At 69.9% G+C, this 14,657-nt stretch carries 11 protein-coding genes and 1 pseudogene; 4 read left to right on the top strand and 8 right to left on the bottom strand.

The window, feature by feature from the left end:
- Positions 1–591: 591 nt before the first annotated feature.
- Both ACIQTO_RS36510 and ACIQTO_RS36505 read right to left on the bottom strand, forming a co-directional pair.
- Positions 592–1,980, bottom strand: a complete 1,389-nt coding sequence (locus tag ACIQTO_RS36510; RefSeq protein WP_402397619.1) for an ATP-binding protein — start codon at positions 1,978–1,980, stop codon at positions 592–594.
- A gap of 754 nt (positions 1,981–2,734) precedes the next feature.
- A complete protein-coding gene (locus tag ACIQTO_RS36505) occupies positions 2,735–3,259 on the bottom strand; it encodes an ATP-binding protein (RefSeq protein WP_402397616.1) in 525 nt (174 codons plus the stop codon).
- 735 nt (positions 3,260–3,994) lie between these two features.
- Here ACIQTO_RS36505 and ACIQTO_RS36500 point away from each other — a divergent pair.
- Positions 3,995–5,404: a Vps62-related protein gene (locus ACIQTO_RS36500; RefSeq protein WP_402397614.1), complete on the top strand. Its 1,410-nt coding sequence runs from the start codon at positions 3,995–3,997 to the stop codon at positions 5,402–5,404.
- 77 nt (positions 5,405–5,481) lie between these two features.
- Here the strand turns inward: ACIQTO_RS36500 and ACIQTO_RS36495 are convergent.
- Positions 5,482–6,085: pseudogene (locus ACIQTO_RS36495) on the bottom strand (response regulator).
- Entirely contained in the window at positions 6,082–6,480 is a 399-nt protein-coding gene (locus tag ACIQTO_RS36490; RefSeq protein ID WP_402397611.1) for a sensor histidine kinase, read from the bottom strand. The pseudogene ACIQTO_RS36495 and the gene ACIQTO_RS36490 overlap by 4 nt, the downstream one beginning before the upstream one ends.
- A gap of 236 nt (positions 6,481–6,716) precedes the next feature.
- Between ACIQTO_RS36490 and ACIQTO_RS36485 the strand changes: the two genes are divergently transcribed.
- Positions 6,717–7,334, top strand: coding sequence for an RICIN domain-containing protein (locus ACIQTO_RS36485; RefSeq protein ID WP_402397609.1), 618 nt, complete (start codon positions 6,717–6,719; stop codon positions 7,332–7,334).
- A gap of 1,045 nt (positions 7,335–8,379) precedes the next feature.
- Here the strand turns inward: ACIQTO_RS36485 and ACIQTO_RS36480 are convergent.
- Entirely contained in the window at positions 8,380–8,919 is a 540-nt protein-coding gene (locus ACIQTO_RS36480; RefSeq protein ID WP_402397607.1) for a GNAT family N-acetyltransferase, read from the bottom strand.
- 495 nt (positions 8,920–9,414) lie between these two features.
- Positions 9,415–9,633: a hypothetical protein gene (locus ACIQTO_RS36475; RefSeq protein ID WP_402397604.1), complete on the bottom strand. Its 219-nt coding sequence runs from the start codon at positions 9,631–9,633 to the stop codon at positions 9,415–9,417.
- Positions 9,634–10,148: 515 nt separating this feature from the next.
- Here ACIQTO_RS36475 and ACIQTO_RS36470 point away from each other — a divergent pair.
- The gene (locus ACIQTO_RS36470; protein ID WP_402397601.1) at positions 10,149–11,273 is read left to right on the top strand and encodes a hypothetical protein; all 1,125 of its coding nucleotides are present in this window, start codon (positions 10,149–10,151) and stop codon (positions 11,271–11,273) included.
- A gap of 399 nt (positions 11,274–11,672) precedes the next feature.
- Here ACIQTO_RS36470 and ACIQTO_RS36465 read toward each other — a convergent pair whose 3' ends face one another.
- Complete coding sequence (locus ACIQTO_RS36465; protein ID WP_402397599.1) at positions 11,673–12,185, bottom strand: hypothetical protein; 513 nt, start codon at positions 12,183–12,185, stop codon at positions 11,673–11,675.
- A gap of 1,190 nt (positions 12,186–13,375) precedes the next feature.
- Between ACIQTO_RS36465 and ACIQTO_RS36460 the strand changes: the two genes are divergently transcribed.
- Positions 13,376–13,963, top strand: coding sequence for a hypothetical protein (locus ACIQTO_RS36460; protein ID WP_402397596.1), 588 nt, complete (start codon positions 13,376–13,378; stop codon positions 13,961–13,963).
- A gap of 120 nt (positions 13,964–14,083) precedes the next feature.
- Here the strand turns inward: ACIQTO_RS36460 and ACIQTO_RS36455 are convergent, their stop codons facing one another.
- Positions 14,084–14,416, bottom strand: a complete 333-nt coding sequence (locus ACIQTO_RS36455; protein WP_402397594.1) for a YrhB domain-containing protein — start codon at positions 14,414–14,416, stop codon at positions 14,084–14,086.
- Positions 14,417–14,657 lie beyond the last annotated feature (241 nt).

The following is a 14,657-nucleotide window of genomic DNA, read 5'->3' as shown; positions in this document are numbered from 1 at the left end:
CGGGGGGCGCCCCGGGCCGGGGGGGCGGCAGCCGCCGATCTATTGGGGGGGGGGGGGGGCCAACCCCCCCCCCCCCCCCCCCGCGGCGGGGGGGCGGGGGGGCCCCCCGGCGGGGGCCCCCCACTCCTGCCACCGGCCTGGCGGGCGGGGCCTGGTCGCCGCGCAGCGTGAGGGCCGCGCTGCGGGTGCGCTCCAACCCGTCGGACACCTGGCAGCGCGGCGGGGTCGAAGTGACGGGAGAGGTCGCTGACGGCCTCGTGGTCGGCCTGTAGAGACCGGCGCGGTCGGGGGCGGTTTAGAGGGGGTTGGCGACAGGGCCGGCGGACACCGAGCGCCGGGTGCAACCGGGCACGGAACACCCGAACGACCCGTCAGCTGGCCGATCAGTGCTCTGCCAGGTCTGATACACGTACGGGGGGGTCGTCCGGCCAACTTCACCCGCTCGCTGACTTGCCTGGAGGACTGGATCAGTCAGTCCCGAGGATGGTGTTCCTGTGGGCCTCCTTCTCTCGTACAGGGGTGAGCGGTCGGGTGCCGGGGCCGGATGGAGGATCGCCGGGCAGAGGTGGCCGGACTGTCCGCGCTCAGCGTTCAGTTGTCGCGGGGCACTGGTGTCGTTCGGGCGGGAGGTGTCGGGGAACCAGGCAGCCTTACGGTGGCCACCGCACCGTCCGTCGTGCCGTCGGATCCGGGGACAGCATGGCCGAGTGACACCTCGCCGCCGGCATCGCGCACCGCTTGCGAGACGATCGCCAGGCCCAGACCGGAGCCTGGTAGCTGTCGGGCGGACGGCGCTCGCCAGAACCTGTCGAACACGTGCGGCAGGTCTTCGGGCGCGATGCCCGGTCCGTGGTCGCGAATCGTGAGAACGCCGGAGGTCAGCGAGACGTCGACGGATTCGCCGACCGGGCTGAACTTCACCGCGTTGTCGAGGAGGTTGACGACCGCCCGCTCCATGGTGTGCGCATCGGCTCGCACGTACCAGGGCTGGAGATCGACGTTGAACACCAGAGAGGGGCCACGCAACCTCGCGCGGTCAAGTGCGCGGGAGACGATGTCGTGCAGCCCCAGCACGGCAGCGGGAGCGGCACCCGCGGCCTGCGCGGGCCGGGAGAGGACCAGCAGATCACCGATGAGGGTGGACAGTTCCACCATCTGAGGCTTCACGCCGGCGAAGAGTTTTGCGCGCGTTGCCGCCGGCAGTGGCCGCCCGGTCTCCTCGCTGCGGACCAGGAGGTCGATGTTGGTGCGCAACGAAGTCAGCGGGGTACGGAGTTCGTGGCCGGCGTCCGCGATGAGCCGCGACTGACTGTCGCGGGACTGAGCGAGGGCGGTGCTCATCGCGTTGAACGCGACACCGAGGCGGGCGATCTCGTCGCTGCCGGACACGTCGATGGTGATGCCCGGGTTTTGAGTGCGCGCGATGGACTCAGCCGCCCGGGTGAGGTGGTCGACGGGCTGCAGGGCCCTGCGTGCGAGCCACAGTGCGCCGGCAGCCGAGACCGCGATCACCAGTGCGGCCGCGTAGGTCGTGATCAGGGCGATTCCGAACAGCGCGTCGTGCACCGGGCGTAGCGGCTGGGAAAGCGCGACGGCCGCCGTGGTGGGCCTGCCGTTGAACACCACGGGCCCGTAGCTGACCACGTACACACGCACGGCGTCGCCGTTGGCCAGCCGCCCGTCGCGGTAGTAGGAATGTGCGCCTGCTCCGCTCGTCCCGCTGCCCGCCACCAACAGGTCCCCGTCCGCGACCTTCACGGACCGGAATTCGTTCGGCGGGCAGGATGTTCCGTCCGCCAGGATCACGGTGGGGATGGTGTCCCTCGCCATCCACGGTTGGGTCACGACCCCGCGGCACCAGTCGTTCAGCGCCCTGATCTCTGACTGGGGAGGCGCGTGGACGTTGGGTGCCCATGTGCGTGCCAGCGTCTGATCTACCTGTACGGTCATCTCCCCGCGCGCCACGAACCAGCCGGTCACCGCGCACACCATCACAGCCAGTGACACGGCCGCAGCGACGTAGGACGCCAGCCGACCACGCAAGGTCGTCCGGCCGAACCAGTGAGCCCGCGACCGGGGAGCCCCCGCCGTCTCACCTGCCGACCTCCTGCCCGGCTCCGCCCTCCCCGTCTGAGAACCCCCACCTGCCGCAGTCACCACCACACCTCTCGTCATCCCTCCCTCGGCGCCGAGACGGCCCCTGTCCGAAGATCGGGCCCGAAGGTGAGAAATCCTGAACAACTGCCTGAGCCATGCCTGAGAAGACGTCACCTCTCCGAAGACGGGCACTCCCCCGAGTCGGACGGTCGGCCATGGCGAGGATTCCGCAGCCCCGGCCGGCGGGCAGGGGGCCGCTCAGTCCGCCGGAACCCGGTCGGCATCCGCACCTGCCGTCCTCCGGTCGGCAATCACCCCTCCACAGGGGACATCGCCACGACCGCGCCCCTCGACCAGGCCCGGTGGCCTGGGGGGACGTTGCCGTCCGGGTGTCGGGGCCGCCGCAGGCTGTCGCGCGCACAGCTGAGGGGGTGCCGGCCGCCCGGCCGACGGCGGCGGACCCGGGCCCGGATGTCGCCGAGCAAGCCGTGCAACTGGCCTGTGGGTTCCGCATTCGGGTGTCCCATGGCATCGCCGTGACCGGCAGGGCGTCGGCATTCCGCGCTCGCGTCCTCCGAGCGCGGTCCGCAGAACAGTGTCCAATCCTCGCCGGCCTGTTTCGCGTGGCGAGCGGGCCTCAGTTCTTGACGGCCTCTGCGATCTGCAGGGCTGCCTGTGCGGGCGTGAGGTGGGTGGTGTCGATGACCTCGGCCTCACCGTGTAGCCATGTGCGGGCCGCCTCGGCGTAGGGCTCAAGGTATGTGAGACGGAACGGGGAGTTGGGGCCAAGAACCGTGTCGCCCGCGATGCGCCCGCGGAGGGTGTCCTGGTCGGTGTGAAGGACGAAGTGCCGTACCGGAATCTCATGTTGGGCCAGGCCCGTACTGATCTCGCGCCAGTACTCCTCGATCAGGACAGTCATGGGCATCACCAGAGTGCCGCCGGTGTAGTCGAGTACGCGACGGGCGGTCTCGACTACGAGCGGCCGCCACGGCGGCCAGTGCTGGAAGTTGTCCGTCCCGGGCAGCCCCGGCGTGATGTCCATGAGTGTCTCACCGACCTTCTCGGCGTCGAACACCCTTGAATCCGGGATCAGTTGCTGCACGAGTGCACTGGTCGTCGTCTTGCCTGCGCCGTGGGCGCCGTTGAGCCATACGATCATAGGACGGACGCTACCGCCGTGCCGGCGACGGGAACAGGCATGCCGGACTGTCGTCGCATCGCGTTTGCGGCGCATCCTCCTCGTTCCCTCCCCCGGCTCGACCGGTAGGTCGTCGAGAACTGGCGGCACGAGTGAGATTCCATCACCAGTGCCTGGTGCCGAAACCACCCGGCGAAGCCCCGCCCCGGCAGGGACGGCCGGCAACCGACAACTTCCGGGGCCGGCCCGCACCGGCCTACTGCGGGCAGGCCTGCCGCCAAGCCGCCCCGCACCGGCGCCGCCTCGCCGGGCAGGCCCCGCTACTGCGCGATCAGGCCCAAGAGCTGCCGACGGGAATCGAACCGGAACTGGCTACCGCCGGACAGCGCGGGCTCGAAGAGCTGGACGGCGAACAGCCCGCCCAGGCCGTCCGGCACGCCCGCGCCGCCCGCCAACACCTGACGGCCCTGTACGGGGCACTCGGCCTACCACCCCGGCCGGACGGGCGCTCGGCTCGCCGGGGGTGATGAGACGCCCGGCCAGAGCGCTCGCCCAGCGGGGCGCGGACGCGAACATCGGCTCTTCTCCGAAGAGATCAACTCAACCGATGGCCGGCGAACCACCACCACGCCACGATCGCTCCTTTGAGCCATAGTTCGCACAGCCGGTATACGCGACCTGCCGCTCCCAATAGCCTGCGCACAGGGGCTCAGTTCATATCTGATTGATCATCAAAGATCTTACCAGGGAGCTGAATTGATCCTGAAACGCTACGGTGGCCTGGAGCTCGGGTTCACCACGAACTGGCAGTCGATGCACACCGCCTCGAACGGCAACTTCCTGTCCTACGGTGAGGTCAGTTTTGCCAAAGCCGTCCCGCCATCGGGGTGGTCGGTGCTGGGCTGCGTCGCCCGCCGAACCAGGCAGGAGGCGGATCCCCAGGGCAGGCGAGGTGGGCTGCTCGCACGGGCCGTCGGCGGCGGGGACCTGCTGCGGCCGCCGGTCGACTACCGGCTGCTCTGGCGTGGTGGCGGCCCGACCACCGTCGGCGTGATGTGGCGGCCAGTCCCGCCGCCCGGGTACGTGGCCTTGGGTGACTACTACAACACCACCACCAACGGGGCCAAACCCCCGCTCGACGCGATGATGTGCGTGAAGCAGACGCACAACGGCTGGAACTACGCCCGCCGCGCCGAGGTCGGCGATCGCATCGAGGGCTTCGGCGGAGGGGGCTCCGTGCCCACGGCCCAGTTCTCGGCCTGGTCGATCGTGCCCCCGCCCTACGCGCACAACGACGAGGAGGAACGGCTCCTCCTGCCGGGCGGCATGTTCACCTGGCACGACCGCTACGACGGCAGGCCGGCGCCCACCGAGGTGTGCTGGGTCCTGGACCTGCCCGCCCAGGTCGAACGCGGCTCCAGTCCGTCGGTCCCGCAGCTGACCTCGCACACGCAGCCACCGCTGCAGAGCACGACAGTGACCGACCGGACCTTCACCGTGCCGTACTACATGGTCAACGACCCACAGCGCGAAGAGCCGTGGAAGGTCGCGAACTCCCCGTTCTACCAGATCCTGCGGAGGCGGAACTACGAGCTGATCCTCTACCGGAACAATTCCCAGGGATCGATCGAACAGCCCGCCAGCGAACAGGTGCAGATCGGCGTCTCCACCGAGAGCAGCGAGGCGTTCAACCGCACCACCGGGATCAGCGTGGGCTTCTCCTACGGTGTCGAGGCCAGCGCGAAGCCGTTCGGGATCGGCGTGTCGGCCTCCTGGGAGATCAGCCTCAGCGCCTCGCTCGAACTCGGCTACGAGAGCCGCTACGCGGTCACGACCATGCAAGACGTCACGATCACGCAGCAGTTGACGACCCCTCCGCGCTCCAGCGCCGCCCTGTGGATGGAACGCCAGCAACTGCTCCCGCTCCGGGCCGACGGCACCATGGTGAACGTTCAGGCCATACTCCCGTTCCGGTCGCGCTTTTACCACACCAGCCAGTACCCGCCGGCCACCAGGCTCGGTGCCACCGCCCGCTACGCGGAACTCGACGCCACCGGCCTCCCGTTGACCGAGCCGATCGGGATACCCGTCGGACCGCAGCAGCCGGGGGAATCCCGGGAGCCCGCCGAGTTGGACGCGCCCGGGGATTCGGTCGAGCTGAGCTGAAAGGACCTCCGCAGGACACGGGTTCTGGCTGGTCCAGTACTGGGGAACCGGCCAGAGGAACTGCCGCTGCCCGGTCCTCAGATCCACCCTTCTTGCCAGGCGCGGCGGGCCGCTTCGTGGCGGGTGCGGACGGCGAGTTTGGTGATGGCACCGGAGAGGTAGTTGCGGACGGTACCGGGAGCGAGATGGTGCTGTTCGGCGAAAGCGCTGAGGGCGTGGCCGTGGTGGACGGCGCGCAGGACGTCGAGTTCGCGGGAGGTCAGCGGACAGGGGGTTTCGGTGAGGGCGTGGGTGGCGAGCCGGTGGTCGATGTAGCGGCCGCCGGTGTGGATGTCGCGCAGGATGGCGGCGAGTTGGGTGGCAGGGGTGGTTTTGGGAACGAAGCCCCGGATGCCTGTGACCAGGGCACGGCGCAGGGACGCCGGGCCGGGCATGGCGGGTGACGAGGACGGTGGGAACGGGGCGGTGGCGGTGGATGGCCTGGGCGGCGGCGATGCCGTCGAGGTGGGGCATCTCCAGGTCCAACAGGGCGATGTCGATCGGGTGGTGGGCGGCGGCCTGGACTGCCGCAGGGCCGTCAGCGGCCTGGGCGATGACGGCCAGGTCGGGTTCGAGGTCGAGGAGTGCGGCGAGGGCGCCGCGGGTGAGGTCCTCGTCGTCGGCGAGCAGGATGCGGATCACGCGGGGGTCTCCCGGTGGGTGTGGCCGGCCAGTTCGAAGTGGCCGCCGGGCTGGGTGGCGATGCGGACGTACCCGCCGATGGCATGGAAGCGTTCCTGCAGTCCGGCCAGGCCGCTGCCGGGGTCTGCGGGGCGCGACGGGGCGCCGTCGTTGCGCAGCAGGACGCGGGCCTGACCTGCGGCGGCGGTGATGGTGATCCGGCAGTGGCTGGCACGGCTGTGGCGGAGGATGTTGGTGACGCCCTCGCGGACCAGGGCGGCGAAGGCCGGCTGGAGTTGGTGGGGGATGCGTGCGGCGTCGCCGTCGATGGCGGTGCGGATCCCGGCGGCCTCCAGGATTCCCGCGGCGTTGGCCAGTTCGGTACTCAGGCTGGCGCGCCGGTAGCCGTGGACCACGGCCCGGGACTCCTGGAGCGCGGTGCGGGCCAGTTCGGTGATCTCCCGGACCTGCGCGCGCCCCGTGGTCGCTGCGGCCGATCAGTCGCTCGGCCAGCTCGCCCTTGAGCGTGATGGCCTGGAGGCGGCTCGGTCGGCTGCGCCCCCGCCCAGCCGGCCGGCACCGTGCGCCGGGCCGCCCAACTCCTCATCAGCAGCTGCTGACCGTGCCCACCGACCTGACGACGGAGGAACCCGTGACCAACTCGCTGCGCCACACCACCACCCGCCGGGGCACGGCGCTTCGCGCCCTCGGCGCCGCCGCCCTCGCCTCACTGACCGGCCTCACCCTGCTCGCCGGCCCCGCGTCGGCCGCGCCCCAGGGGCTGGCGTCGAGCGAGTGGCACGGCTACATCTGCGACGACAGCTACTACCGGATCAAGACGCCCTTCGGACAGCTCGTGGGGAGGAACCAGGCCAGCCCCTGGGGGCGGGCCGTCCAGAGCTCCGACACCGGTGACTACCACCAGCAGTGGAAGCTGTGCCACTACAACGCCGACAACCAGATCTTCATCTTCCGCAGCAGGCAGAACGAGAACACCTGCCTGGGCATCTGGAAGCAGAACCCGAACGACGCGAGCGAGGGGCTGACCGACGCCGCCAACTTCAACGTGTTCGACTGCTCGGGGTGGATCTACCTCAACCAGCTCTTCAGGCTGGTCCACCCCTCGCCCGGCTCCAGCGAGGTGCTGCTCCAGGTCGCGCACAGCGGGAGCTTCGCCACCGTCGCCGACCCGGCCGGCGCCGCGGGTTCGCCCGTGGCCCAGTACTCCACCCGGGCGACCCTGTTCACGCTGGAGCACCTTGCCGCGTGACGGTCCCCGCCCCACCCCGGGGGCCGGCCCGAACGGCCGGCCCCCGGGCCCCTCACCGCCGGCCGGGAGCGCCGAGCACCGCCAGGGGCTACCGGGAGAAGTCGGCGGCGGCGAGGTGGGCGCTCATCTCCGAGGGCACGCTCCGAGCGGGCGCCGGCCGAGTCGTAGCACAGACGCAGGTAGTCGTAGCGGCGCGACCAGCCTGCGCTGGTCCGGTCACGACGGCATCCCCACCCTCCACCACGGCGTCGGCCTCCACCGACCCGGACCAGCTACTTGCGCGAGCCACTGCACCCCGGCCACCGCCGCCGGCGAACGACATCCCCCGCCCGCTGGTCCCCTCCTCCTTGGCCGGCGCCAGCGCGTGCACGTACCCGGCCATCGCGGCGAGTCATCGTCAAGAGCTGTGGACGATGAGAGTCGCTTAGCTTGGCGTTCACCCCCTCCCCCGCAACCCACGGCGCCACCCCACCCTCCAAGGCCCACAGCCTCCGCAGGTACGCATACCCCCGGGCCGGCCCCGCTGGTCGCGGCGCAAGCGACGGACGATCGCGCTCGGACTGCTCACGCCGGCGATGCCGCTCATCGCACTGACCTACGCCGCGGCTCAAGCCGCCCGGCACGGCGGACTGGTGGTACTCATCGAGGTCTTCCACCACCCGCTGCCGTACGGCGCCGCGGTACTGGTGCCTGGGACAGGGCAGGGACAGCCCCACCGGCCACCGGGGCGCGGCCACCCCGGCCCCGGGAACGGGCGGCCTGGACAGCGGACCGACAGGCCGGCCACGGCACCGGTGGCGGCTGCCCAAGGCCGGGACCGGTCGGGACCGGCCACGGGCGCCCGCACCGTGCCGCAGAGGCCCGTCCAAGTCTGCCTGGGACGTCCTCCGGGGGTGGCCTGTGACAGCGAAGTCGGGACGGTTGTCACCGAAGCTGGGAACAGCGCCGGTTTGTGACGGCGAGGTTGGGAAGCACCGGCGCAAGCGGCATGCCGAGGCCGACGATCGATCGGTGGCCTCGTGGATCCGCGCTGTCGAGCACGCGTTCAACCGGACGGCGTGACCGGGGACCACATGCCGAGCCACTGTTCGGCACCCCAGGCCTCGAACCGCTCCACCTCGGTGAACCCCAGCTTCGCGGCGAGCCGCATCGAGCCGACGTTGGCGGTCTGGGTGGTGAGCACCACCGGTTCGCCGGGAAGCGCGCCGGCGAGCCAGCCGAGCGCCGCCGCGCACGCCTCGGCGGCGTACCCGAATCCCCATGCCCGCGGCAGGAACAGGTAGCCCAGATCAGCCTTCCCCGCGGCAACCGGGCGACGGTGCCCCGTTGCTCTCCTGAGCAGGATCTGGCCGATCATGGACCCGTCGAGATCAACGACGAAGCTCCCGGGCCACCGCTCGGGCGCCCCGGGCATCTCGCGCTCAAGCTCGTCACGCGGCCGGGGGCCGCCGAGGTAGGTGTGCACCTCTGGCGAGGCGAGCAGCTCGATGAACGCCGCACGGTCCCTTGTCTCGGGCTCACGGAGCACGAGCCTCCCGGTCCTGATCGGCTCAGGTGGCCAAGCCACGGGTCCAAGCTCAGTCATGAAAGGCAACCTATCGCACACCCGTCGACAGGAGCCTCAGACGACCGACGAGACCGACCGGTCCCAGTCGGCCCGGGCCGCAGGGCGCCGCAGAAGAGGCCTGTCGCGCCGTGCTGTCGCGCCCGGGACACACAGGGGCCCACCGCCGTGGCCGCCCCTCGCCCCGGCCCAACCGGCGACACCCGGTGGCCGACGGCCCCCTGCAAGCGGGACGCACCCGACCCGGCGGACCGGCTCCCCGCCCCCGACGAGCAACGGGGAGCACCACGGCAGGACGGACGGCGACAGCGGTTGGACGCGGGGACCGGAACCATCCACGCCGCCACTCCGGGCGGCGGCTGAGGGCGACGGCCGCGGTGACCGTGCGGGCGAGGTCCCCGATGCCCGCTGCTGGTTCGTCGTCGCCGTCCCACCCTCCGAAGAGTACGGACTGCAGGACACGGGACTGGGTCGCGATCGCCAGCCCGGCGACGCCCTGCTCCTCCAAGGCCCTGCTCACCGCGTGGACACGATGCTGGGAAGGTCCTTCGGCGCGAAGTTGAGGGCAAGGACTGTCGCTTCGTGGCTGTGGCGTCGAGCCTGCATGAGGAGGTCGGCCGTTTCCTGCAGCTCGCGGTCGTCGAGAACCGCCTTGACCTGGTCGTGGTAGTCGTCGAGGTGCTCCAGCAGGGGGCTTGTCCGCTCGTCCAGGCCTGGGCGACAAGTCGCCGCCACTGCTCGCCCCGTGCCCGGTTGACGAGGGGTTCGATCCCGGCGGCAGCACCAGTGCCAGTACGGGGGGGTGCTGGCGGGGCCGCGGGCACCGTTCCCTTCTGCGCGGTCACGAACGGCGGGTCGGGGAGCGGCTTCTCCGGTGCCACGGTCGGTACCGGTGGCGCCGGGGGCAGCTTCGACGGCGATGGGGGCGGATGCTTCGCCGGTGGGGGTGGCGGCAGCGGCGCCGTCAACAGCACGGGCACCGCGGCGGGTGGGGGCGGAGGTGGCGGGGCAGCACCTTCGCCACCCTGACGGGCACCGGCACGAGCTATGCGCATTCAAGACTTGGGACGGCGAACCACGACGCCCGGGTGACCATCTCCTATTGGGAGTCTTCACGGGAGCCTCCTGCCCCGTATCGACGGATCCCGGGTCGGCCGGCTCCGCTCTCGGCGCTCGGACCTGCGGAAATCCTGATCACAGGTGGGTCACGTGATCTTCACAGCGGCCGCCGCGTGCCGGAGGCTGTCACCGTGAAGAACGTCCTCTGGTCCGCGCTCGCCGCCCTGTCGGTGACCGCCCTGTTCGCCGACGACAGGCCCACCACCCTGCGGGTCAAGCTCCTCGCCCTGGCGGGCCTGCTGCTGTCCGCGCTGGCCACCCAGGCATGGGTCCTGGTCACCGCCCGCCTGCAGTGCAAGAAGATCGCCTACGTCAGTCTCGGGCGCGGCCAAATCCTGGCCGAAGTCGTGATCGCAGAGACCCTCGTCCAGTTGAGGAAGATCCCGGGACCGCTGTACGTCACCTGGTTCACGCGCCGGGCCCCGCTGGCCAGGCTGCGCGTCTGGCTCGGCACCGCCCTGTCGGTCGCCCTCCAACTCGCGACCGGGGCCTGGCTACTGGGCACGAGTGCCTGGCCCGTGGGCGCGGCCGTGATCGGCGCGACACTCGTACGGGTGGCATCCACCCTGCGCGGCCCCCTGGGCACCGGCCGAATCCTCCTCGCCGTCCCCTTCAAGCCGTCGTCGCTCCCCCTCAGCTCCCCCGCCAACATCCGGGCCACAACCGCCGTCCTCCTGGGCCGCGTCGCGGACCTGCGCGCCGCCGTACCGGAACTGACCGAGCAGGACCGGCCGGATCTGGACCGCGGACTGCTCGCCCTCGCCGAGGGCCGCTACGCCGAGGCGGAGCAGTGGGGCCGCGCGGCCGCCGCACAGGGCACGTTCGACGGACACTACAGCGAGACCCTGCTGGTCAGCAGCGCAATCGCGGGCGCAGCGGACGCTGGAACGCTCCCGCGCGCGAGCTACCTGCCCCGCCTGATCACCGCGATGGACGCGATCGACGCCCCCAAGGCCAAGGTGGACCTCGTGGTCCCCGCCCGCGCCGACCTCGCACGCTTCGAGAACCGGACCGGCGACGCCGTCACCACCGCCAGACGCCAGCAGAACCGACACCCCGAACGCCTCTGGCGGGCCGACGCGGCATGCACGCTCGCCGCCGCACTCACCCACGCCGGACAGTTCGACGAGGCCCGGGACGCCCTCCACCGCGCCCACCGACTCTGCCCCGAACTGGCCCGCACCGCACACATCGAACGGCTGCTCGAGGAAGCCCGGGACCGCGCACCCACCGAGGTCGTACCCACCACCCCGTGAACCTCCCCGGCCAAGAACAAGCTGTCCGCGAAGGCCAGGAGATCTCCGTGCGGATCCTTGCCGTCGACCTCGAACGGCGACGGATCGGCTTGTCAGTCGAACGCGTGCCATAGGGCCGGGCTCATGGCCGGAGACACCGCGCCTGAGGGCCGGAGCAGACGAGCCCGGACAATGCGGCCGCCTCCGCCGGGTAGGCCGAGGCATCCTGGGGGATGCTTCACCGCATCGCCCCAGGAACGTGACCCGCCTCGATCGGGTCACCGCTCCGGCGTCGAGCGGGCAGGCAGCCGGCGTGGTCAGCGGTCCAGACTCTCCACCCATTCCGCCAGAACAGCGAAGTCCTCCGGGCCAAGGCCAGGTCAAGACCCCGGTGAACGTGTGCAGTCAGTGTGTCGGACGTTACCAATCACAGACGAATCTGAAATTCCCGCCTTCGCCTTCCTCGTGGTACAGCATGGCTTGAAGCGAACGGTCCTGTGGATCCCTGTCTGCAAATTTGACGAGAGCCTCCTCCATGGGAACGGGAAGCGCTTGGTGGGCTTTTCGGAACTCGAAGTCGGGATCTGCCCCGACAACCTCGAGCGCCCTGTACAGGAGCGTCCTTGCGGGGACGACCTCGCGGAAGTCCTGTGTGGTTGCCATGGCGAGTTGGACCACTGCCAGGCCGTCACGGGCGGTACCCGCATCGCCGGTACGCACCGCGAGGGTTGCCATACGCGACGCGAAGGCCGCGAGGACGTCGGAGGACCGGGGGTGGATGACGCGAAGAACCTCCGCCAGCGAACCAGGACCGGAGACGGCCCGCATGAGCTCCTGGATGACCCGATCCCGGTCGTTGGGCATCGGGCTCGGCCCATACCCGCGGGCCCTGCGCACGTCAAGGGATCGTTCCTGTGCCTTTGTCAGCTGCATGCTGCTCATTTCAGCGGGGAGCGAAGGCAGTAGCCGTCCCAAGTGTATCCAGCCTCAGTAAGCATTCGCAGCTCTCGAACGAGAACGCGCTCCCGGTCTTGGCCGGCATTCCAGATGTTCTCAAATACGAAGGGAGATCCGACGTATACGGTGGCGCGGTCTGCAAATGATCTTCCTGGCCCATTCGCCATTGAGATCGATCCTCCAGGGATCGATGTGGAGGATGTCGTAGCCCAGGGCCCGCCAGTTGAGCACCGCCAGAGTGTCGACGCGGGATCCGATCACGGCTATGCGTCCTGCTGCAGCCGCACCTTCGGCTGCCCCACCGCCTCCGGGGGCGATGATGCTGGTGAGACCACCGCCAGCGAAGGCGGTGTTGCAGGCGTTGCCGGGGAAGTTCGGTCGAAGGTCGAGGGGAGGCCGAACAAAACGCCGTCGGTCTGACCAGCAGTGAACTGTCCGGCGGCGGCGCCTGCCTTTTCGGTCCCGAGTTCTTGATCGCGAGTACTGCGGCCCCCGATGCGGGGCTTGCGCCTGTGAGTCGCTTGTTGTCCTCGACGTCGCACGCATCGGGGTTGAGCGGGTCGTGGGGAAGGAGGCTCGTGAACCAGGTGGTAATGCTGCAGTTGCCACTGGGGTCAGTCAGGGAGGTCTGCCCGTTGTCCGCGTAGACGTAGTCGGCGGCGTAGGGGCTTTCCGGCCGGAGCTGGATGGGGTCACGGGTGGTGAATCGCCCGGTGGTGGTGTAGCGGCGGGCCCTTGGGTTCAGGAGGTTGTCCGTCGGGTCCGTGTACTCGCCGGTGCACCGAAACCCTCCCGACCGGGCTCAGGTCGACCGCCTGGCCGCAGAACTCCCAGCCAACCCCTCGCCACGACGTCCACACGGCAGGAACGACGGGTTCCGCGAAGCCGTCAGCGAGGATGAAGTCTGAGGTCAGCAGCCCTCACCGCACAGGTTAAAGATCAAGCTAGGACATGTTTCGAAAGTGCTGGTCACATCCACTCGTTGATGGCTGCTACCAGCACCGTCGCTTCGTGGCGGACGGCGAGTCTGTCGATTCTGGTGGCTACCGCGCGGTGGCCTTCGAGATGGTGGGGGACCAGATCCACCCGGCTACCCGACAGTTCCAAGAGCCGACGCACAGGAAAAGGACACTCCACAACGCCCGGACTAAGCGATCATGGCGGTCATGACGGATGCAACTGGACCGGAGCCGCAGCCGCTGGGCATATGCCTCGTGGCCAATGTCGCTCAGGAGACCAGCCACGGCGAAGGTGGCCTGGAGATCCATCAGGGGCTGCGGCACTTCGCGCCGGAGGCGAAGGTGTGGATCGCGCCGCCGGCCTGGGGCGACGGCGGCGAAAGCGTCATTGTGGCTGGACGTCCCGAGATCGTCCTGACCGTCAAGAACTGCCCCGAATGCCGCGACGACTTCACCTGCCACCCGAGCATCCGCCAGGTCTACTGCTCGCCGCGCTGCCGCAAGGACGCCGAACTGCGACGAGAACTGCAACGCGACCAGCAACGCGCCGCTCGCCTGGGCGAGAGCTCCCGAACCCGCCCGGAAACTTCCACACGCACCGAGATGTCGCCGCCCAGGTCCACGCAGCGTCAGCCACCCCAGAAGCGGGACCCATTGGAGCCGGCCGCGACCCGCAACTGCCCGCCCTGCGACCAGCCCATCACCATCGTCGCCCTGCTGGCCACCCCAGAGGCCGCCCGCCCCGTCATCCACCCCCGCAGCGCGGACCTACCAGCGCTACGGAGAGTCCCCTGACGATAAGGACGACCACCGACAGCATCAACCACACTCCCGCCATCTGACCCGCCGACTACCCCCGGGCCCGCCGACCTTCGGTCGGCGGGCCCGGCCCTTCTCCAGTCCTCCGTGATCAACCTATCGGGGGCCAAGTCCACCGAGACCGCCTTCGTCAGCGCGCATCTCCCTGTCATACCGCTGCTGATAGACCGCGACCATGTCCCCGAACTGCCGGCCTCCGAGCTCCAGGAGCCTGCCGTCACGCCGGTCCACAACGATCGGGCCGGTTCCCACCCACATGTCCCGAGAGTCACGAGTCCTGGCCCACTTCGAGCTCTGGTATCGGAACTCCCAGCCGAACCGGTGTTCCGTCACGCTGATCATCACAGCAGTGTCACCGTCATCGGGATACGCCTTCATCACGGCCAGGTGAGCATCAAGTATCTCCCGGGCCTTCTCCGCAGTGATCACGGCCAGAGCCTACGCATCTCGCTCCCCGATCCCCACCCTCCCCACACCATTGACCAGATCAACTACGCGGGGAATGAAGAGCACGGCTGGGGAATTCCGCAGATCCTCATCAGCGTCGGGACCTGCCTTCTCCTGTTCCCTGTGAGAGCAGCAGACCGGACTCACGTCGCCTCCATACCGGACGCCGCCTGGCCAGTAGACGGGCACCCTCCGGGCTCGTCCCGGGTACATGCGTACTCCC

Origin of the sequence: Kitasatospora sp. NPDC091207 (assembly GCF_044768625.1) — a bacterium.
In the GTDB taxonomy this organism is placed as follows: domain Bacteria; phylum Actinomycetota; class Actinomycetes; order Streptomycetales; family Streptomycetaceae; genus Kitasatospora.
The sequence above is the reverse complement of the archived record's forward strand: the minus strand, read 5'-3'. Positions and strand labels throughout refer to the sequence as shown.